General features: G+C 36.3%; 24 protein-coding genes, 1 tRNA gene and 6 pseudogenes. 13 read left to right on the top strand and 18 right to left on the bottom strand.

Going from position 1 to position 25,214, the window contains the following annotated elements:
* Positions 1 to 436: 436 nt before the first annotated feature.
* The 12 genes and pseudogenes from glnA to IMO47_RS16375 form a co-directional block, all read right to left on the bottom strand.
* Positions 437 to 1,852, bottom strand: coding sequence for a type I glutamate--ammonia ligase (glnA, locus tag IMO47_RS16420; RefSeq protein WP_009586679.1), 1,416 nt, complete (start codon positions 1,850 to 1,852; stop codon positions 437 to 439).
* 400 nt (positions 1,853 to 2,252) lie between these two features.
* Positions 2,253 to 2,786, bottom strand: coding sequence for an ATP/GTP-binding protein (locus IMO47_RS16415; RefSeq protein WP_196076273.1), 534 nt, complete (start codon positions 2,784 to 2,786; stop codon positions 2,253 to 2,255).
* A gap of 124 nt (positions 2,787 to 2,910) precedes the next feature.
* A complete protein-coding gene (locus tag IMO47_RS16410; protein ID WP_196076274.1) occupies positions 2,911 to 3,852 on the bottom strand; it encodes a hypothetical protein in 942 nt (313 codons plus the stop codon).
* A gap of 685 nt (positions 3,853 to 4,537) precedes the next feature.
* Complete coding sequence (locus tag IMO47_RS19790; RefSeq protein WP_227552278.1) at positions 4,538 to 4,663, bottom strand: hypothetical protein; 126 nt, start codon at positions 4,661 to 4,663, stop codon at positions 4,538 to 4,540.
* Positions 4,664 to 4,784: 121 nt separating this feature from the next.
* On the bottom strand, positions 4,785 to 5,045 hold the full coding sequence (locus IMO47_RS16405) for a hypothetical protein (protein WP_196076678.1): 261 nt from the start codon (positions 5,043 to 5,045) through the stop codon (positions 4,785 to 4,787).
* A 508-nt stretch (positions 5,046 to 5,553) separates the two neighbouring features.
* Positions 5,554 to 5,751, bottom strand: coding sequence for an acyl-CoA thioesterase (locus IMO47_RS19785; protein ID WP_227552279.1), 198 nt, complete (start codon positions 5,749 to 5,751; stop codon positions 5,554 to 5,556).
* A gap of 237 nt (positions 5,752 to 5,988) precedes the next feature.
* Positions 5,989 to 6,210 carry a transposase gene (locus tag IMO47_RS16400; RefSeq protein WP_196076661.1) on the bottom strand — a complete coding sequence of 74 codons (222 nt, stop codon included), beginning with the start codon at positions 6,208 to 6,210 and terminating at the stop codon, positions 5,989 to 5,991.
* A gap of 328 nt (positions 6,211 to 6,538) precedes the next feature.
* Positions 6,539 to 6,615: transfer RNA gene (locus IMO47_RS16395), tRNA-Met, on the bottom strand.
* Between the two features lie 256 nt (positions 6,616 to 6,871).
* The gene (locus IMO47_RS16390; RefSeq protein ID WP_196076662.1) at positions 6,872 to 7,204 is read right to left on the bottom strand and encodes a hypothetical protein; all 333 of its coding nucleotides are present in this window, start codon (positions 7,202 to 7,204) and stop codon (positions 6,872 to 6,874) included.
* Between the two features lie 168 nt (positions 7,205 to 7,372).
* Positions 7,373 to 8,293: pseudogene (locus tag IMO47_RS16385) on the bottom strand (IS3 family transposase).
* A gap of 224 nt (positions 8,294 to 8,517) precedes the next feature.
* Entirely contained in the window at positions 8,518 to 9,147 is a 630-nt protein-coding gene (locus IMO47_RS16380; protein WP_196076663.1) for a TonB family protein, read from the bottom strand.
* Between the two features lie 224 nt (positions 9,148 to 9,371).
* Positions 9,372 to 9,503 (bottom strand): annotated as a pseudogene (locus IMO47_RS16375) (DUF1320 domain-containing protein); the annotation flags it as partial.
* Between IMO47_RS16375 and IMO47_RS19780 the strand changes: the two are divergent.
* Together IMO47_RS19780 and xseB are read left to right on the top strand one after the other, a co-directional pair.
* Positions 9,504 to 9,638 (top strand): annotated as a pseudogene (locus IMO47_RS19780) (exodeoxyribonuclease VII large subunit); the annotation flags it as partial.
* Positions 9,631 to 9,797: pseudogene (gene xseB, locus IMO47_RS16370) on the top strand (exodeoxyribonuclease VII small subunit). The pseudogenes IMO47_RS19780 and xseB, both read left to right, overlap by 8 nt.
* Before the next feature lie 43 nt (positions 9,798 to 9,840).
* Here the strand turns inward: xseB and IMO47_RS16365 are convergent.
* Together IMO47_RS16365 and IMO47_RS19775 are read right to left on the bottom strand one after the other, a co-directional pair.
* Entirely contained in the window at positions 9,841 to 11,166 is a 1,326-nt protein-coding gene (locus IMO47_RS16365; RefSeq protein WP_196081025.1) for a hypothetical protein, read from the bottom strand.
* 123 nt (positions 11,167 to 11,289) lie between these two features.
* A pseudogene (locus IMO47_RS19775) lies at positions 11,290 to 11,523 on the bottom strand (hypothetical protein); the annotation flags it as partial.
* A gap of 629 nt (positions 11,524 to 12,152) precedes the next feature.
* Between IMO47_RS19775 and IMO47_RS16360 the strand changes: the two are divergent.
* The 11 genes and pseudogenes from IMO47_RS16360 (at position 12,153) to IMO47_RS16315 (ending at position 19,815) form a co-directional block, all read left to right on the top strand.
* A complete protein-coding gene (locus tag IMO47_RS16360) occupies positions 12,153 to 12,662 on the top strand; it encodes a hypothetical protein (protein WP_196074526.1) in 510 nt (169 codons plus the stop codon).
* Positions 12,563 to 12,838, top strand: a pseudogene (locus IMO47_RS19770) (hypothetical protein); the annotation flags it as partial. The gene IMO47_RS16360 and the pseudogene IMO47_RS19770, both read left to right, overlap by 100 nt.
* Positions 12,838 to 13,104, top strand: coding sequence for a hypothetical protein (locus tag IMO47_RS16355; RefSeq protein WP_196074525.1), 267 nt, complete (start codon positions 12,838 to 12,840; stop codon positions 13,102 to 13,104). The pseudogene IMO47_RS19770 and the gene IMO47_RS16355, both read left to right, overlap by 1 nt.
* A gap of 115 nt (positions 13,105 to 13,219) precedes the next feature.
* Complete coding sequence (locus IMO47_RS16350) at positions 13,220 to 13,807, top strand: aminodeoxychorismate/anthranilate synthase component II (RefSeq protein ID WP_196074524.1); 588 nt, start codon at positions 13,220 to 13,222, stop codon at positions 13,805 to 13,807.
* A gap of 15 nt (positions 13,808 to 13,822) precedes the next feature.
* Positions 13,823 to 14,869: an anthranilate phosphoribosyltransferase gene (gene trpD / locus IMO47_RS16345; protein ID WP_196074523.1), complete on the top strand. Its 1,047-nt coding sequence runs from the start codon at positions 13,823 to 13,825 to the stop codon at positions 14,867 to 14,869.
* Positions 14,870 to 14,887: 18 nt separating this feature from the next.
* Complete coding sequence (trpC, locus tag IMO47_RS16340; protein WP_196074522.1) at positions 14,888 to 15,694, top strand: indole-3-glycerol phosphate synthase TrpC; 807 nt, start codon at positions 14,888 to 14,890, stop codon at positions 15,692 to 15,694.
* 376 nt (positions 15,695 to 16,070) lie between these two features.
* Positions 16,071 to 16,985, top strand: a complete 915-nt coding sequence (locus IMO47_RS16335; protein ID WP_227552379.1) for a hypothetical protein — start codon at positions 16,071 to 16,073, stop codon at positions 16,983 to 16,985.
* Positions 16,986 to 17,099: 114 nt separating this feature from the next.
* On the top strand, positions 17,100 to 17,801 hold the full coding sequence (locus tag IMO47_RS16330; RefSeq protein WP_196077161.1) for a Smr/MutS family protein: 702 nt from the start codon (positions 17,100 to 17,102) through the stop codon (positions 17,799 to 17,801).
* Between the two features lie 127 nt (positions 17,802 to 17,928).
* Positions 17,929 to 18,477, top strand: a complete 549-nt coding sequence (gene folE, locus IMO47_RS16325) for a GTP cyclohydrolase I FolE (protein WP_171064926.1) — start codon at positions 17,929 to 17,931, stop codon at positions 18,475 to 18,477.
* Between the two features lie 77 nt (positions 18,478 to 18,554).
* Entirely contained in the window at positions 18,555 to 18,914 is a 360-nt protein-coding gene (locus IMO47_RS16320) for a cupin domain-containing protein (protein WP_196077162.1), read from the top strand.
* Positions 18,915 to 19,071: 157 nt separating this feature from the next.
* The gene (locus tag IMO47_RS16315) at positions 19,072 to 19,815 is read left to right on the top strand and encodes a hypothetical protein (RefSeq protein ID WP_196077163.1); all 744 of its coding nucleotides are present in this window, start codon (positions 19,072 to 19,074) and stop codon (positions 19,813 to 19,815) included.
* Positions 19,816 to 20,023: 208 nt separating this feature from the next.
* On the opposite strand, the gene IMO47_RS16310 is transcribed toward IMO47_RS16315, so the two are convergent.
* From IMO47_RS16310 to eat, 4 genes are all read right to left on the bottom strand, one after another.
* Positions 20,024 to 20,896: a metal-dependent hydrolase gene (locus IMO47_RS16310; RefSeq protein WP_196077164.1), complete on the bottom strand. Its 873-nt coding sequence runs from the start codon at positions 20,894 to 20,896 to the stop codon at positions 20,024 to 20,026.
* A 414-nt stretch (positions 20,897 to 21,310) separates the two neighbouring features.
* Complete coding sequence (gene eutC / locus IMO47_RS16305; protein WP_196077165.1) at positions 21,311 to 22,126, bottom strand: ethanolamine ammonia-lyase subunit EutC; 816 nt, start codon at positions 22,124 to 22,126, stop codon at positions 21,311 to 21,313.
* A gap of 14 nt (positions 22,127 to 22,140) precedes the next feature.
* Positions 22,141 to 23,523 (bottom strand): ethanolamine ammonia-lyase subunit EutB, encoded by a 1,383-nt coding sequence (locus tag IMO47_RS16300; RefSeq protein WP_196077166.1) that lies wholly within the window; start codon positions 23,521 to 23,523, stop codon positions 22,141 to 22,143.
* 2 nt (positions 23,524 to 23,525) lie between these two features.
* A complete protein-coding gene (eat, locus tag IMO47_RS16295) occupies positions 23,526 to 24,956 on the bottom strand; it encodes an ethanolamine permease (RefSeq protein ID WP_196077167.1) in 1,431 nt (476 codons plus the stop codon).
* Positions 24,957 to 25,214 lie beyond the last annotated feature (258 nt).

Raw genomic sequence — 25,214 nt, 5'->3', positions numbered from 1 at the left:
AAAACTTTTGACCATTTTTGAAAGTGATTTTATTTCCACGTTTTATGGGCGGTTAACTTGATGCTTTAATACAAACTATTCGATGTCTTTCGTGATTAATTTATTTTGTACTTTTAAAGCGTAGATCGTTTTCTTTAGGCTTCGCCTAAGCAAATCTATTGAAACTTTAGATATAAAGAGTGACGTTGAAGGCTGAATTTCATTAAACAACATGTTTTTAATATTCATTTTATTGATCAAGGAAAATTGTATTTCACTGTATTTTTTAACACGTGAACTATACCTTGAGCAAATTACCTTTTGATAAATACCCAGCATACAGTGAAGTTAGAATTTCATTATTCAAGTCGATCAAACTGATTCATTTGAGCCATCAACCCCTAAGAATAAAAAAACCTGCATAAAGCAGGTTTTTTCGCTTAAATTCAAATATGAATTACAAGCTATAGTACATATCAAATTCAACTGGATGAGTTGTTGTATTTAAACGACGTACATCTTCAGTTTTAAGTTCGATATATGCATCCAACATCTCTTTTGTGAACACACCGCCTTTAAGAAGGAAGTCATGATCCGCTTTAAGTGCTTCAAGCGCCATATCCAAGCTATGGGCAACTGTTGGGATTTTCGCTTCTTCTTCTGGAGGAAGATCATATAAGTTTTTATCAGCAGCTTCACCTGGGTGAATCTTGTTTTGAATACCGTCAAGACCAGCCATCAACAATGCCGCAAAACCCAAGTACGGGTTCATCATTGGATCTGGGAAACGTGCTTCAATACGTTTGCCTTTAGGGCTAGAAACGTAAGGAATACGGATAGAAGCAGAACGGTTACGCGCTGAATAAGCAAGCATGATCGGTGCTTCAAAGTGTGGCACCAAACGCTTATAAGAGTTTGTAGAAGGGTTGGTAATCGCATTCAATGCACGAGCATGTTTGATAATACCACCGATGAAGTAGAGTGCCATCTCTGAAAGACCCGCGTATTCATCACCAGCAAACAGATTCTTGCCGTCTTTAGAGATCGACATATGAACGTGCATACCAGAACCGTTATCACCTACCATTGGTTTAGGCATAAAGGTCGCTGTCTTAGCATACTGGTGTGCAACATTCCAAACTGCATATTTAAACTGTTGAACTTCGTCTGCTTTACGCACCATTGTGTTGAAGCTCACACCGATTTCTAATTGGCATGATGCAACTTCATGGTGATGTACTTCTACACGACCAGGACCCATGATGTCTTCAATACGCGCGCACATTTCAGCACGCATATCTTGATGAGAATCCACTGGAGGAACTGGGAAGTAACCACCTTTTACACGTGGACGGTGACCAGAGTTACCGGATTCGTAAGAATTACCAGTCGACCATGCAGCTTCTTCAGCGATCAATGTATGACGAGCGCCAGACATATCAATGTCCCATTTAACTTCGTCAAAAACAAAGAATTCTGGTTCTGGACCAAAGAATGCAGTATCACCGATACCTGTAGATTTTAAATACTCTTCAGCACGACGAGCAATTGAACGAGGGTCACGGTCATAACCTTGACCAGTCGAAGGCTCAATAACATCACAAGTCACGACAATTGTCGCTTCAGCAAAGAACGGATCAAGGAAAGCAGTTTCAGGATCTGGACGTAAAATCATGTCAGATGCTTCAATGCCTTTCCAACCAGCGATTGAAGAGCCATCAAACATTTTACCATCTTCGAAAGTATCTTCATCGATAGTATCTGAAGGGTAACTTACATGTTGCTCTTTACCCTTAGTATCAGTAAAGCGAAAATCGACCCATTTTGCGCCACTTTCTTGTATGAGTTGAAGGACCTTGTTCGCCATGCTCATTTTGCTCCAATGAATTTTTGTTGCACTTGTGAAGTGCGTGTTAGTAGTTGGTATTTATAAAGCAATTAGCATACCAACTTTTAAAATAATTGCTAATTTGTTGAATTTCTTATCAGAAAATAAGCTTAGCAACCATTAATTCGTTTCTATTATACTGAGTGCAAAGAGAATTGCACCATATTCAGACACACTTCTTATTTTAAAATCACACAGCACCATTTTAACGCACTATTTTTGTGCATATTTATCAAAATGTTTAATCTTGGTGCTTATTTTGAAATGATTTACACTCATCACATCCAATTATTTCAAGCATGTTAAAAATCGTATACATAGAATGGATACGCTGTGCTGTCATACCGCATACGATCATATTTAATATTGTATAGAAGAAATGGTTTTATCCGAATTCAACTTCTGCGCGGGCAATCAATGCCTCAACCATTAGCAATACATCATCCTGTTTTCTCGCATCTACAGCGAAAATGGGCATATTGATCTGATTGATACTCATCCAATCTTTATATTGTTTTAACAGTTGCTGTGGATTTTCATCAACATGTGTAACTCCGACAACTATGTTGTTAACATATTCTTTAAAACTTTGAAAATAAAACTTCAAATCGTCAATTGCATCTTTTTGAGAGTGATCAATCAATACTACTGCACCTATTGCACCTTTACAGATCACTGACCAGACAAAATCAAATCGGTCTTGCCCTGGTGTCCCATATAAGCCAACAACAACACCGTCTTCCAAACGGATTTCACCATAATCTATCCCAACTGTGGTCAAGGCTTTACTGTGTGATTGTTCATCAGTATTTTGTGCTTCTGTAGATAAAACTGAGATTTCAGACAAAGATTTGATCGCTTCAGTTTTACCAGCTCCCATCTTGCCGCCAAATACTATTTTATACTGTTGTAAAATCACATCATCACCTTTATTTATTCAAGTTCTTATTACAAAATATTGATTAAATTAATATATTTATTCTCAACTTTTAAACAAGCCATATTTATGTACTCATTTTTTAAATTGATCCATTAACTACAAATTACAGCCCTAATTTTTTCCGTAATTTACCAAAGAAACCACGAAGAACGCCAGCTGACTGTTTTTCCTCAACAATTAATTTTGCTTCTTCTTCAGGTATATGATTGAGTATATTGCTTAATAAAGCGATTGAAACAAATTTATAAACCTGATCATGACTATAGCCAGTTTTTTTCGTGACTTGCGCAATACTCGCTCCCTGCTCAAAACAAGCTGCTATTTTAAAAATCATTTGTCTTTCATTTTGATGATTTGGCTGCGGCCAATCGACAAGTTGATAATAGTCACCTTTATGAATGGAAGGATTAATATCATTGGAATACCACAATAGATTCCATAGCCAAGACTTAAGCTCTATACCTTGATTTGAACTTACTGATTGGGCCATCTGCATGGTGGCATAGGTAAAATTTAAAGAAACATCAGTGCCTTGGATTTTACGTAAGGGATCTACCCAAACTTGCTGAGTTCGAATATTCACTAAAGCGATATTCCCCTTCGCATCAAAAACTTGCACATTGCCATTTCTTTCATTAAAAAATTCCGGAACGATTTTTGTGAGGTCTAAAGTCTTTGAAATTTGATTCACAATATGCACTGTTTTATGACTAACAGGCACCTGAAAATAACGATCTTTAAACCATTTTCTAATGTCATCAGTGGCTGAAAAAGGTAAATATAGCTTATCCCCTTCGATTTGACCTGATTTTTCATTTTTGTTGATTAATCTTAAATAAGGAACTTTTTTTACGCCTACCAAATTTTGAATTGTAGGTGAACTAAAAAACATATCATTCACAAGAAGAATATCTAAATGCGGATCAGCAATGTTCGCCCAACTTACTTGAAGTGAGTCATCATACATTAATCGTATTTTCTGCTTTATTGCATCAAGTACATTTAAGCTCAAGCCAAATATCGCAATTTTTACTTCTTCTTTCATTTAGCCCCCACGGCCTCATACAGAGTGTGACCAGTTTATCATTTTTATTAAAAAATAAAACAAAAAACACTATCTTTAGTGTGAAAAAATTGTAGCAAAGTTAATATACAATTTAATATTTCAAATACAAGAATATAATAGCTGAACTTTAAATAAAATATTTTCGTTAAAATAAAAATTCACCAAGATTTATTATAAAAATATTTTATTTCAATAAGTTAATTATAATCCAAAAATTCCATTCACAACCTGCTTCACTACCCACGCATATTAATCAATAAAAAATTAAATTAAACTTAATATTTTTTTTAAAAATATTAATAACATTTGTATATTAACTCGTTCTAGAATTCAGCATCAGTGAAATAATCTGCTCTTCTGTTATACTAAAAATTTACATAAAATCGTTTTTTGATTTGCCAACACCAACTATCCAAGATCTACGAAATACGCCTTAGTCTTAAAGTTTTTAATAAGCATATATTCAATTGTTTAAGTGTGGATGTGATTGCTTATTGAGAAATAAATTCTTAACTAATGTTATTGTGTAATGTCAAATATTTGATGATATGTGATAAGCGCATAAAGCCCCGCAAATCGAGGCTAAATTTCTCAAGACCAATAAACTCACTTCAATCCAATACCAACAGTACTTTTATTGCAAAAAAGCGGACAGTCTGACGATCTAGCTGTCTTTATCTACCGAATGTGGAGTTGTAGTCTGGTCTTGTTTTTGCGTATCTGAATCTCTTTTTTGACACGCAGTTAAACCCAATAGTAAAACTAAACTTGCGATCGAAATGATTTTCATATCTAGCTCAATCTCACTTAAAAATTAAACAGTATCAGAAACTAACCACCCAATTGTTGAATTCGTGAAACTCACAAGTTTCTTTTTATTTCGGCGTAATATATTAAAAAATAATCGCCAATCAGTTCCAGAAAACAGAAAATATTTTTTCTTCTCCTATTATTTTGAGCTTTACCTTATATCCTGCTTTCTTAAATTCATCACTTAATTTGTCAAGTTCATGGCGTGCAAAATCTTTTGCAAGACATTCACTCACGAATAATTCGCCTTGATCTGCTTTTAAACGAATTTGTTTCTTCAAAAAACGTTTTAGTTGTTCGATTGAAAAATATTGTGATTGATTCTGATGCATCTTTGTTTGATTAATTACAGGAGTAAACATGGCAAAAATCTCATATTAATAAACACAATCAATGATTATGGCGGATGCTACACCTGATTCAGTATAAATAATGAAATTACAACAATCTTGAAACACATAAGCTAAGCTATTAATTTATATAAATTAAATACATAAAACTATAAATCTTTTCATTTACTTTGTTTTAATTACGTTATACGGATTGCACCATTATTTAAAGATTTTTCCATTAAAAAATCAAAGAGATTAGTTTTCTATAGCCCATGACGCATTCTAAATGCTTAAATTTGAGAGCCGCTATCTAGTCTAAAACTCCTCTCGATTTTTGATATACAAATCGAGAGGTTAGACAAAGCCCAGCTTGAGGAGAAATTCAAGCTGAGGAATCAAAGATGTTCAGTTTTATTCTTTCGAGAGACTATATTATTGATTCACAAGAAACATAAATAATTATCATTCATAATAAAATTTAAAATCAACAACTTTTTATTTTTCAAAGAAAAAAAATTGAATTAAAAAATTTTTCTAATTAAATTGCTTTCATCATTTGTCTTTGTCTTCTGACCAAGCCAAGAATTTCTTTTCTTTTGCGGATTTCTTCATCGCTAAAAGGTAAGTGATCAACTAAACTTTCAATAGGTAATGTACTATTCTCTATCAAATAACAGTCTTGATCTGTTGTCCAATTCGATATAGGACATTTGGGCTTTTTCTGGAGTCTTTTCATGATTCAATTTTAATGTATATGACGAATATAGAAAAGCTCATCATTCAATAATCTCTATAAACCATAAACGAAGTATTGATTCAAATTATCCTACTCCCTTATGACCTTTTCGTTATCAAGAAATTGTAAATTTTCCAAGTTAATCTTCAACTCAACAATGCAAGAATACTTGAATCATCAAGAAGCCCAAGCAAGCCATAAGATAATTTAAATCAAAACAAAAGCGCATGGAGCACCTTAGAGTGTTATTCGATAAAGCATGTTTAATCCAATATAGAAAGATCGTCCATCGAGATTAAAATTACACTTCTGTCCTGTTTCAAGTTGAATTTGCTTACCTACTTCAACCCAAGAAATACCGTCAACATTACTTTGTTTACGCTTTAGTGGAATAATTCTGACTTGAATTTGATCTCCATTGACTGCTTTAGCAATCGTCCATCCATTTATTAAATTCATTTTTTCTCATTTCATTGTGCTTTTGCAAAACAGTTCAGTCACTCACTATTTGAGAGCGATATTTTAAAATCCAATTCTGAGAGGCAATTTCGCCTGAGATTAAACTTTCAATTTTACATCAGCATATTTATAGGGTGATACGTATATGAGTTGACCCAGTAGCCAACCCTCATTTATATTTTATTCAATAGAAAAATCTATTTTTCAATATCCTAACAGAAAATAGCTCAACGGATTTTGTCAGCCATTCGTGATAAATACGGAATTAAATAAAAAAAACCTAGTAAGCATAAAGCGAACTAGGCTATAAACTTTAAATTTTTTTCATTGGTAGCGGGAGCTGGATTTGAACCAACGACCTTCGGGTTATGAGCCCGACGAGCTACCAGACTGCTCCATCCCGCATCAATGAAACACCGTTATACGCTTAATGGAACAGTAATACAATGTTTATTTTTTAGTTATGTTAAAAAATATGATTTCTACTCATGTAAAATAAACAACTTAATCAAAAAGTACCTTTTGTGTAAAATCACTTATGATGAATTGATCAGCCTCTTATGTACAGATCGGTATGAATTATTTCAAATAAATGATATAGAATCAAATCATCCCATTATACATTTCATCCATAAAAAAACCCACCGCAGTGGGTTTTTCGCTATTTAGGTTCTTTAGCTTTAAGTGTTTTAATTTTCTCATCCAATTCAGCAATTTCAAATCGCATTGGTAAATATTCTCTGTGAACCTCTTCTGCTTTTGAACACACTTCTTGTCTATGCTTTTCCATCTTTTCTTTACTTAAGTTTAGATCACCAGTTGGTATAAGTTGGTTTTGAATCGAAGTACACTCGAACATTAAACCAAGATGCTCTTCTGTAAGTTTGTCAGCTTTTTCTGTCAAACGATCTCTTTTACTTTCAAGTTTTTCTATTTCAGTAGAACATCCAATGAGAATCAAGGAAATTAAAGAAACGTATAAAATATTTTTCATGATTATCAACTCTTTTTTAGAGTCGGTAAGATAACAAATATGTTGATGTAGGTTAAGTAGTGATATCTGCTCATCACTCAAAAAAAGCATTTTACTGACTTTGTATGCTGCGATTAAGAATGCATTATCGGTAATCCTCCCATAAATAACCGAAGTTAAAAGTAGAAGTTAAGCAGCCATCAGAGGTAGTTTTCCTCCATTGGCTTGATGCGGTCTTTTATAGTTGTAATGCCACAACCATTGTGTTGCATAAGCTTGCACTTGCTCCAATGTCTCGAACAAATGTTTGCTTACCCAACTATAACGCATTGTACGATTATAGCGTTCAATATACGCATTTTGTTGTGGCTTGCCTGGTTGAATATATTCAATACGAATATCATGCTCAGTTGCCCAACCTATGAATTTGTGACTAATAAACTCTGGACCATTGTCGCATCGAATCACTGATGGTTTCTCTCGATATTCCAGTAATTAATTGAGTGTACGAATAACTCGGACTGTAGGTAATGAGAATCCAACTTCAATAGCTAAGCCTTCGCGACGGTAATCATCAATAATATTCAATAGGCGAAACTTGCGACCATTGATGAGCTGATCATGCATAAAATCTAATGACCAAACCTGATTTGCTCGGATCGGCTCCCTAAGTGGTTCAGGTACATGTCGTTTCAGCCTTCTTCTTGGCTTAATACGTAGATTCAGTGCCAGCTCACAGTAAATACGGTAAACGCGCTTATGATTCCAACCGTAATTTTCAACATGGCGTAGATAAGAGAAACACAGACCAAAACCCCAATCTGTATTTTCTTCAAGATGGCTTTACCACTTTTTTGACATTGCCTCCTGAATGATTTCGGCTTTGAGCCGCTTTTCAGCATACATCTTTTTCAGCTTGGCATTTTCTGCTTCAAATTCTTTCAACCGAGCAATTAAGGAGGCATCCATACCACTATATTTAGCACGCCACTTGTAGAAAGTCGCATTACTCATGCCATGTTCACGACAAAGAGTGGCAACAGGCGTGCCAGACTCCGCCTGTTTCAAAATAGACATGATCTGACTGTCAGTAAATTTAGATGTTTTCATGCAGAATCTCCTGCTTTTATCTTAAGAGAAAATTCTACTTTTACATCCTTTTATTTTTCGAGGGGATTACCTAAAACTGGGATATATACAAGGTTAGAGGAAAATGTCGTTGACATCACTTCCAACACTAATGATTAGAAAATCAATCTATAGAATCAGTAGGTATCACCAATTTCAGTATGGATACAGTCTATTAAATGTTGAATAAACTAAGTAATCTATCCTTATTCAGCAAAATTTAAAGAAAAATTAAATTCCTTTGTCATTTTAATTGGATAAGGTTTTCCATTAATACTTAATGGTTGAAATCTTGCTTTTTCAAGATATTCTTTTAATACATAATTATTCAATTTAGTTAACCCACTACTTTTAGTGATCTTGGCCTTAGTCAGTTTTCCACTATCATCTGCTTCTAAATAAATATTTAATGATCTATCTTTCCCTTCCAAATCGGATTTTTTTACGACAATACTTGGTTCAATTGCAAATTTAGCATCTCTTGAAACTTCAAACCTGAATCGATATGGTAATTGAGAAGGAATATTCACACCATTTTCTTTTAGTGGCTTGAATTTACCAGTTTTCACGACCGCAATAAGTTTATTATCTAACTCAATCAACCCAGTACTTTTAATTATCTCAGTAGAAGTAATCTGCCCATTTGCATCAAAATTAAAATTAATTTCCGCTTCGCGATCATAGCCTTTTAATTCTTCATTTTTGATTGAAAACTTTGGCTTCTTTAGCCATATTCCTCCTGTTGAATTATAATTCGAGATATCCATTTCTTTCGCTTGTAAGCTTGATACAGAACAGGAAAGAAGTGCAATTAAAATTATATTTAAAACATTCATTCAACGTCCACATAAACTATTTTTCATAAGTGGATAAAACTTAACATTTTAACGTTAGTAAAGCCACTCGAAGGTGATTCATCAAATACAGTTAAAAAGATTGGAATAATGTCTATCAAAATGACTCTTTCAGTATTAAAACCACTATTCAAAAATCTATTCTATGAAAAACCATACGAATATTCCAATAATGATTGAAGTAACAATCAGGTAGCCATTTAACCTCACTTGATGTTTGGCATCCTGTTAAGAATATCGTCAGCAAAAACACCACCTCGATAAGTTGTACCGATTGGCATGGTTGCAGGTGAGTTATTCGGCTTCTCTTCAGCGACTTCATTATCTTGGTTTGGGATAAAGGCTATGGTATTGTCAGAAGCAATGGGCAAGCAATTCGATCTATTCAACAAATTTTAAACGATAGCATCCAAGTTGAACTCCAGGATTGTTCAATCGATGCAAAAGTAATAAAGGTGCACAATAATGCCTAAAAAAGAATTAACCTTCAAAGAAGGCTATGAAGTTCTCAAGAAGAACCTGATATCGACAATTTAATGAAAATTGTTGAAGAGTCTATGTCTGCTTACAAAGCCTGTAAATCGCGTGTAGATGCGGTTCAAAAGGCTTTGAATGAGACTTTTAAGGAATGAAAATGACATATCATTCCTTAAAAATTTAAGTATTAAATCTTTATCATTCAGTTAACTTCTTTGGATTTATATTATCAATAATAAATGTTGTTAACTTATTATCTTTTATATCGTCAATATAAAAAACATTTGGTTTATATTTTATTACAGTAGGTAAAATATCATCAAATCTTTTATTAGCCTTATTTGCTAAATCCTTAATACTATTCACACCAGGTAACTTACATGTAACAGCTTGCGCATTAGTCTGCGTTAAAGTCCAAGATAACAAGAAATATTTATTAGGATTACTAACTTTGGTATCTATTAATTTTGCTTTCTGATCATTTATCATACAACATAAATTATTAGTGTTAGAATATTCATCATATAAGTCCAATGATTTAAGCCTGTAAAATCCTTGATATTTTAACTCATTGAATAATGAATCACTAAGCCTATCGGGTACTATGACTACAACAGCAGACTTGGAGTTAATAAATTCACTAACTTTTAACTTCAATAGAAAGCCCTTCTCTGTTTCTGTACTTCGATGTGACATAACAAGTAAATTATTTAATTTTGTTTTAAATAAATTTAATAATTTTCTCCAATCATCTTCAGAGATATTTTTTTCCGTTGTCAAATTAAGATCATGAGATAAATTTAAAATAATTAATTCATTATTATGTTTTGTATAATTATTTACATCTTCAATAACTTTATTAATATCCACACTACATGCGCCTTGTACCCCAATAACCTTGATTGGATCTGTAAAGTGTCCTACTCTAAACTCTGAAATTCTTGGCAAATAGATTGGTCTAATATCAAAATATCTAAATCCATAAACCAATTGATCATAAATTGGAACGGATTGTGTTAAAACATTACAATCAAAAGCCCCTGAAGTACTAGTACCTCTATAGTACATTCCAGCATCATGAGAACCAGGAATACAAAAGTCTTTTAAGGTTAGATTTTGTAAGACATCATATGACTGTTGCATCCAATTATTCGTAGCCCATTTCCATTCATCTTTAGGCTTTCCTTTGTTTATTGACCAACAAGCTTTACCATCATTTAAATTATAAATTACTAGATTTTGATCATTTTGCATTATTAATTGTGGTTGACTATTTTCCTTATTAGATTTTGCAGACCATACTGCCTTACCATCACCTTTATATATTACTAAATTATTATCAGCTTGCATTGTTAGGATTTTGCCACCTTTACCATCAGTTTTACTAGCCCAAATTGGCTTATCTAAATTATCGTATACTACAAAATTTCCATCATATTGCATGATAGCTCTAAACATATTATTCTTTGAAACAAGCATTTGGCCACATGTTAGGCTTTCACCTACATTCAATACATCTTTCATATTCTTATCCCTGCATAGATCAATACGTGATTTGATAAATTAAGATTTTTATTAGCCAAAATAAATACCTGAAACTAGGTATTCTTCTTAACAATTAATTACTTAAATTAAACTATTTAATTATTATTTATAAAATATGAAACTGTATCTGCTATGAAGTACAGCCAACCCACACTTAACATCTGATCGCGCCTCATTCTAGCTTCGTTCTGGAGTTATCATTTCAGACCAACTATTGAAATAAAAATATCGACTAATCACAGCATCCATCCAATCATCTAATATTTCAGATTGCCCTTGTAGATCCAATACGAGATGTTGTATAGCACGAGCTTCGTTATCATCAATCTGACAAACTGTATCTTTTGGCGTTTGTTTTTTTTATTGGCATAAATTCAACATCATTTAACATACAATCAGCAATTTGCCTACAATGTGAAAATCTGCTCGCCACTTACGTTTTGGATGGAATTTATATTCCTGTTCAAAGCTAATTTTTAAAACTCTTAACTGGTTCGCCAATATTGATTCACCGATACTTTCTCCTCGTTGAGTTTTAACTCGAGTACTGCTTTTGTGCTTTGATTTCTTCCTGGTTCTCGGACCATAAAGTTTTTTATATTCAGCAATTGAGATGCTCTCCACCTAAGCTACACCTCTGCTCTTTGATTTAAACCCAACCATCTGCAGCTGTGATTTCCAGTTCTGTAGTTCATTGGGATCCGAAAGCTTTGCAGCAATCCGACTTGCTAGTTTTTCAAAAGATTCTCCAGGCATACTGAATTGATTTATGATGTCTGGCAGTTGAGGTAAATGCTGATAAAAATGATCAGGAAAACATAACTGAACCAGCGCCTAAAACACGCCCTGCTTTTACAGTAGATGAAGTTGCTGAAATTGAAATAAATCCAACTTCAATAATTGAAAAATTTGCTACGCAGATTGCAAGCTGTACGACTACTGAAGCTGTACTTTCATTACGCCCAGTGTTTTTTGCTAACGGAAATTTAGAACGTGAGCACACTCAACATTTATGTAAATTAACTGAAGAAAAATTACTTGAGTTAGATCATGAACAATATGCCCCTAAAGCAACAAATCTTGATCATCAAATTTATATCAATGGCATTAATTCGTGTAATTCTGAGGAAGAAATTAACACCACCCTTTATGATTTGAATGAACAAGTGTTTAGCAAAGAACAGATTACAGAAATAAATCTTGCAAAAAACTCTAAACTTACTGAGTTTCAAGCGAATGCATTAAAAAATATTGAGGAGAAACAATATAATAAATTGCTTGCAGAACTCCTTGAGCGCGCAGAAAAAGCAAATTCACCTGCAGAAGCAAATGCCTTGTATAAATACACAACTCAATGGTCTGAAGATCAGCGTACTGGTTCCACCCTGATATTGCAAAACACAACACTATCGCTGATGGGGCTGAGCATTACACTAATGAGCAATGGTTACAGCTTAAAAAGACTCTTGATGTAGAGATAATTTATGATCACTGGGATTACCAAGATATTCCTGAAATCCCTAGTGATGACAGCGCTGACTGGTCTAATTGGAAACCAGTTCCACCTCAAGAAGGTTTATTTTTAGTTGCTGCGTATGACACAGAAGATGGTCCAGTTTTGTGGTGGGCTAAGGAAAAGGAGGAAGGTTGATGGGTACGTTAAAAATTGAATCTGAATCTCTTCAACATTTAACCAATCTTGTTGAGCAATTAGTAAATCAAAAAGAAGAGCGCAAAATTGGTCGGGCTGAATTTGCCCATATGCTGAACATTGAGCCAGAAACTTTGGATCGTAAAATTAGAGAGGGTTTTATTAACCGACCTTATAAGGATGGTCGTAAAAGTTATTGGTTCCTGAGTTATGTTCAAACCATTGTAAAAGATACGACAAACAGTGCTAATATAGCCACCAATTAAGGTGGCTTTTTTATATCCTTTTAAATAGGTTACTTTAAGCACATTGAGTACAGAATTGAGTACGATATGGCATCAATTTAAAATTAGTTTTTAAATTCAAAAGGTTAAGTTTGATATGCTTCTAATGATCGATAATTACGACAGCTTTACGTATAACATTGTCCAGTACTTTGGCGAGTTAAACCAAGAAGTAAAAGTTGTTCGCAATGATGCCGTGACTTTAGAGGATATCGAACGATGGCAACCACAATATCTGGTCATTGGCCCTGGACCTTGCTCTCCTTCTGAGGCCGGGATTTCTATTCCAGCAATTCAACATTTTGCTGGAAAAATTCCTACTCTTGGTGTTTGTTTAGGGCACCAAGCTATTGGTCAAGCTTTTGGTGGCGATATTATTCGTGCCAAAACCGTGATGCATGGTCGTTTATCTGACATGTACCACAGCGATCAAGGGATTTTCAGCAATTTACCTTCACCTTTTTCAGCGACACGCTATCACTCACTTGTGATTGATCAAGCTACAGTTCCTGAATGCCTTGAAGTCACTTGCTGGACCAATGAAACAGATGGCTCAATGGAAGAAATCATGGGTGTAAAACATAAGACACTGCCAATAGAAGGTGTGCAGTTTCATCCTGAATCAATTCTGAGTCAACATGGTCATCAAATCTTTAAAAACTTTTTAGAAATTTATGCGAAATGAGCGTAGTACCAAATCATGAATATTCAACAAGCTTTAAATAACATCACCAAAAATATTGAACTCACTCAACCGCAAATGGAAGAAGTGATGCGCACCATCATGCAAGGCGAAGCTACAGATGCACAAATAGGTGCACTGATGATGGGATTACGTCTAAAGGGCGAAAGTATCGATGAAATTACGGCTGCCGCACGTGTCATGCGTGAGTTTGCGATTAAAATTGAAGTCAGTGACATTCCTCATTTAGTTGATATTGTGGGTACAGGCGGTGATGGACAAAATCTCTTTAATGTATCGACAGCGTCCTCATTCGTGATTGCTGCTGCAGGTGCAACCATAGCAAAACATGGCAATCGTGGCGTTTCATCAAAGTCTGGTTCATCTGATCTTTTAGAACAGGCTGGTATCAACCTTGACCTCAATATGCAACAAACTGAACGTTGCATACGTGAAATGGGGGTTGGTTTTTTATTCGCACCCAATCATCACAAAGCAATGAAATATGCAGCGGGTCCTCGTAAAGAACTCGGTTTCCGCAGTATTTTCAACCTCCTTGGCCCGCTTACGAATCCGGCTGGGGTAAAACGCTATGTGATTGGCGTCTTCTCTACAGAATTATGCCGTCCTTTGGCTGAGGTTTTAAAACAGTTGGGTGCTGAACATGCCATGGTGGTCCATTCTAAAGATGGTCTGGATGAAATCACCCTAGCTTCATCAACCTATGTTGCTGAGTTGAAAGATGGTGAAGTGACGGAGTGGACTATTCAGCCAGAAGATGTCGATATCGAATCTCAAACCTTAACCGGGCTTTCAGTCGAGAGTTCAGCTGAAAGTCTTGCTTTGATTAAAGATGCACTGGGCAAGAAAAAATCAGCCAAAGGTGAAAAAGCGGCAAATATGATTGCTTTAAATGCTGGTGCAGGCATCTACGTTTCAGGTTTAACCGATACCTATAAACAGGGTGTCGCTTTAGCACATGATATTATCTATGGCGGGCAAGCTTTGGAAAAAATGGGGATTTTGTCGGAATTTACCAAAACGCTCAAAGAATACGAAGCTTAAGGATAGAAGGAATTAACCATGCTAGACATTGCCAATACAATTTTAGGTAAAATTGTTGATCGTAAACATGAAGAGTTTAACATCCGTTTAAAGCAACGTAGTTTAAAGGATGTTGAGGAACTTGCTCGTGCAGCAACGCCTGTCCGTCATTTCGCTCAAGCACTAAACAGCAAACGTCCCGGAGTAATTGCAGAAATTAAGAAAGCCTCACCTTCAAAAGGCATTATTCGTGAAAATTTTAATCCTGCTGAAATCGCTCAACAATACCAACAAGCAGGTGCTGCATGTTTGTCCGTTTTAACAGATGTTGATTTCTTTCAGGGTGCTGATGAAAATATTCAGATCGCACGTAATCACTGTGATTTACCTGCCCTTCGTAAAGATTTTTTAATTGATCCCTATGGAGTAATTGAAGCGCGCGCCTTACATGCAGATTGTATCCTGTTGATTGTGGCCTGCTTGTCCGATCAACAACTTGAAGAAATGTCCAAAACTGCTTTCGAACACAAGCTGGATGTTTTAGTAGAAGTACACGATGAAGACGAACTTGAACGTGCTTTGAAACTCTCGGATCAATGTCTGTTAGGTGTGAACAATCGTAATCTAAAAACCTTTGATGTCGATTTAAATACCTCACTGCGTTTGAAAAAATTACTTGAACCTACACGCTTATTGGTTACTGAAAGTGGTATAGCAACAGCAAATGATGTTCAAATGATGCAGGAACATGATATTCACTCATTCCTGGTGGGTGAAAGTTTTATGAAGCAATCTCGTCCTGATCATGCTTTTTCAGCACTGTTTGGCACACCTCAAAATATATAAATCATGTGTAAAGGGTGAGATTGCTCACCCTTTCTACCCGTATATTCAGCCTCAGTTGAATAGACAGTTTTTTAATGATGGAATACGAGTCTATTTTGTTTTTTATTACTTACTGATTGTTGAGTTATACTTTTCCATTTTATTATGAATAATAGGTACATAGATTATTCTCACAGATAACAATACTATAATTTATTTTAAGCCTCTTCTTTAATTGAGAATTGAGAATTGAGAATTGAGAATTGAGAATTGAGAATTGAGAATTGAGAATTGAGAATTGAGAATTGAGAATTGAGAATTGAGAATAATGAAATTTAAATCGATAACACAGAGGTTTGTTTTTTTATTTTTAGCGCTGTTTTATTTATTCCAACACATGACTTGGGCAAAAGAAATATCCATTTACTCTGGTTCACCCTATTATATTGATTCAAAACGGATACTCTATTTTAATATTCCCCAACAATCTGAAGGTATCATTGCTGCACAACTTGATCTTGGGCAGATTTTTCCAAATATTGAGATTGAATTTCTTAAGCAAAAAAACTATCTGTTTAAAAAAAACCAAATTCAAATTATCAGTTATCAAGGACCATCTATTCATATTGACTTTACAATCTCCCCAGAAAATAAAACAGTCCAAAAATCAACTTACCATCTTGCATATAAAGAACAACAGCACACATTGCTCAAAGCAATCAACATTCAATCTCAACTGATTCTATTTGAAATGCTCGATCAGTTCGAACACAATTTTAATGAGAAACCAGCTCTTGAGCTGGAACATCATTTATCAACAGATCAATATATGTTGAATGCATTCATGTTTTACGCAGCAACCCATCATTTCAGTGACATGCATGAATTTATGCAAAATTTAATCAAAAACCTCACACAAAACCAAAACATTGATGATTATAAAAAAGCCCAAATTTTATATCTTCAATATTTAAAAGAGGATGCTCAGTTTCAAGATATTGATTTAATTATGGCGGCCATTGAACATCATGATCTGGATTTTTTGAAGAATATGAGGCTTAGACAGCTTAACCAAATCGTGATAGATGAAATTGAACCCCATACATATTATTTCAGCATGTGTTCGCCATTGGGTAAAGCAATACGACTCAATCAATTTCAAACTGTTGCCCTTTTGCTCAACAAAGGTGCTTTAATTGAAAAAGTCTGTATTTCAAAATTTAATGAACAACAATCAGCATTAGACATTGCAAAACTGTATAAAAACAAGCGCGCGCTAAAATTAATCGATTCATATCTCAATAAACCATAAACTTCAGAGCGCCGTTAAATTACCCAGTATCTTGTGAATGCAATTCAGTTCAAATTTAATCGCTTTCAGACTATAATCATCAGCAAATATCGCCGTCTATTGTTTTTTGCAATTATGAGTAAGTCTGATTCTACATTTTCCAAGTCTCAACTGGATTTATTAAAGCAGTTCAAAAAACAAATCACTCACCCACATACTTCAAAAGTTGCAGCACAACCTGAATCGAAACATGTGCTTTCATCCCATGAAGATGATATTAACGATGCTGATTTGTTTAAAACTGCTTTAAAAGGTGTGACTAAACTGGATAACAGCAATATTGCTAAAATTGAGCGTAAGGATGTCAGAAAAAAGCCAGATGCAAAAATGCTCGCAAAACGTGCTGCTGCTGAAGGTGCATTTGAAGCCGATGATGCGGAATTATCGGATACTCAGGCAATGCTCAACCCCGTTGCCAGTCAAGCTGCTCTAAGTTATCGCATTGCAACACTGCAACATAAGGTTTTTGAAGATTTAAAAGCAGGCAATCTACGTTGGTTTGAAGCAGTTGATTTACACGGTTGTACTGTTGAAGAAGCACGTTCTGCAGTCTTAACGATTATTCAGATGGCAAAAGATGAAAATCAGAATGTTATTAAAATCGTGCATGGCAAAGGTCCTGAAGCCATTCTCAAAACCTATGTCAATGGATGGCTTCGACAGCATCGTGATGTTTTAGCATTTGTGAGTGCTCCTGAAAAACAAGGAGGTACAGGTGCTGTTTTAGTGCTGCTTAAACGTAGTGAAAAAAACCCAAAGTTTAATCGTAACCCATAATTCTTTATTTGATTTAATCCAAAATCTCCCACAGTGGCGGTTTATCTTGTAATTGAAAAAATTTATCGATTTTTCTGCTACAATGCCGTCCTTGTTCAAACCGTATAAGTGAACACGTTTTATGTCTATGCAGCAATCCTACGCAAATATTTTAACTGCCGTTGGCGAGGACTTAGACCGTCCTGGTCTGAAAGATACGCCTATGCGTGCGGCTAAAGCTTTTTCGTACTTGACGTCTGGTTATAGCAAAACGCTCGAAGAAGTCACCAATAATGCAGTCTTCCCTTCGGATAATGACGAAATGGTATTGGTTAAAAATATTGAATTTTATTCTTTATGTGAACACCATTTGCTGCCATTCCATGGTCGTGTACATATTGCCTATCTTCCGTCGGGGAATGTACTCGGTTTGTCCAAATTTGCACGAATTACTGAAATGTTTGCCCGTCGCCTACAGATTCAGGAACAACTGACCAAACAAATCGCTGATGCAGTTGCTGAAGTGACTCAAGCACGTGGCGTTGCTGTAGTGATTGATTCAGCACATATGTGTATGATGATGCGTGGTGTAAGTAAACAAGAGTCAACCACACGTACTGTCTCATTTGTTGGTGACTTTAAAACGGATAAAGAAGCACGCCGTGAGTTTCTTTCTGCGGTGCCAGAAGCGCACTAAACTGCAAGCCACGTACATCTTCATATCACTCTTGAAGCCTCATTCTACTGGGGCTTTATTTTCAGCAGGTTTTTAACATGTCTTCAATTTGGTTGGCTGGCTATGGTCTGACACAGGGTAAAATGAGTATAGACTATCCTCGTGCAGATCGTTTGGTTCAAGGAAATCCAAAACGCCTTACTGAAAGTCTATACGAACACCCCAATATGAACTGTGGTATTTGGCAATGTGAAATAGGTGCTTGGCACATTCAGTTTGCAGACAATAAACAAGAATTTTTCCAGATTATTGAAGGTGTGGTCCGTTTACATGAGCCGCTGACCCAAACATTCATAGAAATCAAAGCGGGACAAGCAGGTATTATTCCCCCAGGATTTTCAGGTACATTTGAAGTCGTAGAAACGGTAAAAAAATACTTCGTTGTGGTTGAAGTCTGAGTATATGCTCTTACAAATCAACTGGTTGTATGGCTGGAAAATTCAAACAGATACTTTAGATATGTGTAATTTTTTATAGCTATGATTTGTAATAATATTCACTGATTATTTATTTAATTGTATGATTAAAAAATACCAGTACTTATTTACTCTTTAAATGAAAAATTTATTGTTTTTTATCACAGCATTAGCCACTTCTACAGCATTTGCCGACAATCTGAATAGTCATGAACTCAAAGATGTTCAGATCGTAATTAAGCTATTTAAAAATAAAAATGTCACGGCGATTTCCAACAATATTGTCTACCCATTAGCTCGTGAAGAACCCCTCCCAAGTATTCAAAATCCCACTGAAATGAAGCAGCGCTTTAATCAAGTGTTTGATCAAAAACTCATTCATGCAATTGCCAATTCAAAGCCATCGCAGTGGCAAAGTGTGGGATGGCGTGGCGTCATGCTCGATCTTGGTACAGTTTGGCTAGAGGGTCATCAGATTAAGGCTGTCAACTCTAGCAGTGATGCAGAACAAAAATTAAAGGCACAGTTAATTTCCAAACAAAAACAGAAATTGCATCCATCACTGAGAAATTTTAACAAAGCCGATTTACAATTCAAAACAGCTAAATTTCAAATACGTATCGATGAAATGCCAAATGGTCTGTATCGTTATGCTGCGTGGGGAGTAAAACAATCACAAATTGAAAAACCCGATTTGATTTTAAACCAAGGCAAAGTGGTTATGGATGGTTCAGGGGGTAATCATCACTATATTTTTAACAATGGCAGTTATCAATACATCATTTATCGCAATCTGTTAGGTGCAAGTGAAACGCCAGATGTAGAGTTAGTTGTCACCCAAAAAGGCAAAACTGTGCTTTCTCAGGTAGGACATCTACTTTAAAAAAATGGATTTAATGCGGATAATGTTTGATTCAGTCAAATGATCTAGATCAACCCGGATTGGAAGTGGAACGAAATTCATCGCCACTTCAATCTGTTTTGGCTTTCTAGAAGTCATCTCAACAGCGGAATAAAAAAATCATTTTATATCAAAAATTTATCAACAATCTCATCGAAAAAATTGACATAAATGAATATGAATTGAAGGATTATGATTTCTTTTCAGTCAATTGATAGATCAATTGCTCCATTTGTTGCATATGCGCACGATTATCGTGATCCCAAGGGTGAAAGCTTGGACGGAAGTAATCCATATAATTTCCCAATTGTTTTCTCAGTGCGCCTATCTCGCCAAAAGTATAACGATACGCTTTTTTCCAACTTGATATATCGCTGAGCTTGCCTTCACCTTTGACTATATTAAGAAACACAGGAATCACCAATCCCCAGAATACAATGGTTGCGATCACCAAACCAAAACTACGAATTGCATATGCATAAGGTCCCTGTCCCATCGCAGTGTTCCATACATCAAAAGCAACTGCTTTATGTTCTGTTTCTTCATAAGCATGCCAACGCCAAATATTGGCATAATGTTGTTCTGCACCTTCAAATAATTCAGGTGTACGCAACACTGAATCTGCCAATAATGCCGTAAAATGTTCTAGTGCTATCGTCCCACTCAACCAAAAATAAGCAGGTAAATGCTGTTTGATCAACCCAAAAATATCGAGTACCAGCGCTTCAAATTTCGGTGCAATGGGAGATCGAGTAAATAGCGCATTGTTGTACTCCTCATGCTCTCGACCATGCATCGCCTCTTGTCCAATAAATGCGGTGACTGCTTTTTGCAATTCAGGATCCTGAACTAAATCACGATGTGCTCGAACAGCATCAATAAAGAAACGCTCTCCAATAGGCAAAACAATGGAAAAAGTATTTAATAATGCCGTAAAAATTGGTCCTGCGGGGGTATGCCAATCCGCAATCCGTTCTGCCGGCAAGTTAAATCTTACATCACGGCGAATCGGTAATGGCTCATGATATACCGCAGACTTAATAAATTTCGTTAATATTCCCATGGTTCATCCTGCCTCTGGCTGATTATCATTTTTTTAATTGAGCTGGTGCTGTCTTTAGAATTTTACCCAATTGAATACAATTCCATAGGTCATTTAGACTCATTTATATGTCATTGCATCTCTTTTTATCGTTTTTAAGCAAGAAATAATTCAGTATTCTCAGCAATACATGCGTTACCTGGACATCCCTGATTTTTTGGCTAAGCTGTTATGGTATATCGATCATGGTGATTAAATAAACTTTAAACAAAAGATCACTTTAAAGATTTAGGCGGACTTTGTACCATAGCCGAAGTGCACCATAAATCACTCAATGATTATATTAAAAGCTCACGGTAAGACCTGATGAAATAAAAAACAATACCCAATAACACGCTCGGGCATTGCTTGATCTACGAAATTTAATGTTTAAGATTAGAATAATAATTTGGGCGGGTTTTCATTACTGTGTAAAGGCACGACATGATCATCTTTTAAATCCACTCCAGAACGTTGTAGTCTGAATGAATTCCGCATGAGTGCCATTAAACGCTGAGTCGCAATTTGAATGCTTAATCCCGCAGGTCGAACATTGGAAATACAGTTTCGACTTGAATCCAGACAGCCTTTACGGGCTTTCCATGTATAATAAACACCCATACTATCAGGCGAACTCAAACCGGGACGTTCACCAATCAGCATAATCAACATAAGTGCATTGAACGTTTGGGCAACCTCATCTCCCAATGCAACTCGACTTCCCGTCGCAATCACAATTGGCGCAAGTGTCCATCCCTCGGCAAGAATATGTTCACGCAACGCATTGATATAAGCAATTGCATTCTCTTCGATGGCACGCGCAGAAAGCCCATCACCCGCAACAATACATACATCGTATGGTTGCGGATGGTCAGCAACATACTCCATTAGCTGTGTCTGAGATTGTTGAGATAACTGACGTCCATAATCGGGACGTTTCAAATAAATTTCTTTGTTTATCGCCTTGCTTTTTACCACCAGGCTTGGAAATTTTAAATCCGTCAGCTTGCGCTGCATGTCTTCAACATTTAATTGATGGAAAACAGCATCTTTGGCTTGAGCATGCGACAGCTGAAAGTTAAGCAAAGCCTGCGTAGGAATACTACAGCCGACTCGCCCCATTGCAATTCGTGCATCGGTATATTGCTTGAGTTTGTGCCATGGATCTTCATACAGACCATTCGTGAACGTTTCAAATTTGGAGAGCTTCATGGTTGATGCGCCTTTTAAGATAATAATTTTGCAAAATTTTTAGGCATACTTTTCGGCCATTGAATCTGTCGTTGTTCTTGATGAAAAATGCCCTGGTGATCTAGCCAAGCTGAGAATTCCGGGGCTGGTTTTAATCCCATTAACTGACGTAAATACAGTGCATCATGGAAAGATGTGGTTTGATAATTCAACATCACATCATCTGAACCAGGAATTCCCATAATAAAATTAATACCTGCAGCTCCAAAAAGGGTCAACAGTACATCCATGTCATTTTGATCTGCATCGGCATGGTTGGTATAACAAATATCGCAACCCATCGGTACACCGAGTAACTTGCCGCAGAAATGATCCTCCAAACCTGCTCGAATAATCTGTTTGCCATTATATAAATATTCAGGACCAATAAATCCAACCACGGTATTGACCAATAAAGGATTATATTTACGCGCAACCGCATAAGCCCGTGCTTCAATCGTTTGTTGATCCACACCATGATGGGCATTACTCGATAAGGCACTGCCCTGTCCTGTTTCAAAATACATCACATTTTGACCAATTGTTCCTCGATTCAGTGCTAAAGTCGCTTCATAACCCTCTTGGAGCAACTCAAGCGTTACTCCAAAACCATCATTTGCTAACTGTGTTCCTGCAATGGATTGAAACATCAGATCAATGGGAATATTTTGCTCTGCAAGTTGAATCCCTGAACTGATATGCGTCAATACACACGATTGGGTTGGAATTTCATACTTCTGGATAATGTGGTCGAGCAGTTTGAGCAACTCAGAAAGATTATGGAGGTTATCTGTCGCAGGGTTAATGCCAATCACCGCATCGCCATTACCATACATCAACCCATCCAATAAACTTGCAGAAATCCCCAATACATCATCGGTAGGATGGTTGGGTTGTAAGCGTGTAGATAAATGACCTTTTAAGCCAATCGTATTGCGAAACTGAGTCACCACTTCGCATTTACTGGACACCAGAATCAGATCTTGATTGCGCATGATTTTACTGACAGCTGCCACCATCTCGGGAGTAAGACCCTTGGCTAAATTTGCCAGTGTCTCAGCCGTTGCTTCTTCACTTAACAACCAGTTCCTAAAGTCACCTACAGTAAAATGTGATATTGGTGCGAACAAATCTGAGCGATGCTCATCCATGATTAAACGTGTGATGTCATCTTTGTCATAATCAATGACCGCTTCATTTAAAAAAGTTTTTAACGGCACTTCAGCAAGCGCCATTTGTGCAGCTACTCGTTCTGTTGCATTGTTGGCAGCGATGCCTGCCAGTTCATCTCCTGAGCGTAACGGTGTCGCCTTTGCCATTAAAGTTTTCAAATCGTGGAAAATATAGTGTTGCTGCGCAACATTGTGCCGATAAGCCATACTTATAATTCCTGTTCTGCTGCCTTAATACTGGCAAACTCTTCTTCGGGTGTCCCTGAAATCAAATGGTAACGGCTATACACCAGAAAATAGAGAATAAAGACCACATAAATTCCCAAAGCAATAAACCATACTTTAGGGTCAACAAGAAAACCTGCAACGACAGCAATAACCGATAAAATCAAAGCAATGCTTGAAGTTACAATTCCTCCTGGAGTTCTATATGGGCGGTGTACATCAGGTTGTGAAATGCGCAACTTGATATGTGCCATCATCATCAATACATATGAGATCGTTGCACCGAATACTGCGATTAAAATCAGCAGATCACCCTGTTTGGTCAGTGACAATAAGAAACCGATGATGCCCGGTATAATTACGGCTAAATAAGGCGATTTGTTTTTATTGGTCAGAGACAACGAGGTGGGTAAATAGCCTGCCCGAGAAAGCGCAAAAATTTGTCGCGAATAGGCATAGATAATGGAAAAAAAACTTGCGATTAGACCTGCCAAACCGACAAAGTTGACAAAGTTTGCCAACCCACCCTGTCCATAAACTTTAACAATTGCATCCACCAACGGCGCGCCTGAGTCTTTCAATACACTGGCACCTGCTGCGCCTGCACTAAGAAGCAAGATTAAAATAGCAAATGCAGCTAAAATCAGCATGGCTCCAATCAAACCACGAGGCAGAGATTGGGCTGGATTTTTAGCTTCTTCCGCAGCCAAAGGAACACCCTCAACAGCAAGAAAAAACCAAATCGCATAAGGAACTGCTGCCCAAATGCCTAAATAGCCTTGCGGTAAAAAATGACTTGCACCAGCTTTTGATGAATCTATTGCAATATCAAATAAATTTGCACTTTTGAAATGTGGAAGCATGGCAACCAAGAACACCACAACTGCAACCACGGCGATCGCTGTAATCACAAACATGATTTTTAGTGCCTCGCCTGCACCTTTTAGATGAAGCCCCATAAAGACCAAATAACATATCAAATAAATGATCCATCCCCCTATACCGAATAGGGACTCACAATATGCACCAATAAATGTCGCAATTGCTGCCGGTGCAATCGCATATTCAATCAAAATTGCAGTTCCAGTCAGATAACCCCCAAATGGACCAAATGCCATACGAGCAAAACTGTACCCACCACCTGCGGTAGGCATCATGGTCGACATTTCAGACATGGAAAGGCAGATGCACAAATACATAATCGCCGCAAGAACAACCGCGACAAACATCCCTCCCCATCCACCTTGTGCAATCCCGAAATTCCAACCCGCAAAATCCCCTGAAATGACATAGGCAATCCCTAAACCAACCAGTAACAGCCACCCGACTGCACCTTTTTTAAGTTCCCGTTGCGCAAAATAATCTTTGGAATCGTCCGCCTTACCGACAGATAATGGTTCGTTGTGATTGTTCATCTTTGTTCCTTTTTTGATTGCCTTTTCTTGTATAAGCAAAAAAAGTGCCTTTCCTTGGATTACGTCCATTTTTATTCATTTGTTTTAATCACTGGTCTGTTTCTTCCGTTAAAACAGATTCAATTTCAATCTAACAAACAAAGGTAGGAAAAAAGTTGAAGCGCATAGAGAAATAGAGTTTGGATAAAAGCATGCTCAATCAGAAATATAAAAAATACAGACTTGCCATTTATTTGTTAAAATTAATATAGTATTTAG

The sequence above is a fragment of the Acinetobacter sp. Res13-Abat-PEC15-P4-01 genome (genome assembly GCF_015676285.1).
In the GTDB taxonomy this organism is placed as follows: Bacteria; Pseudomonadota; Gammaproteobacteria; order Pseudomonadales; family Moraxellaceae; genus Acinetobacter; species Acinetobacter nematophilus.
The sequence above is the reverse complement of the archived record's forward strand: the minus strand, read 5'-3'. Positions and strand labels throughout refer to the sequence as shown.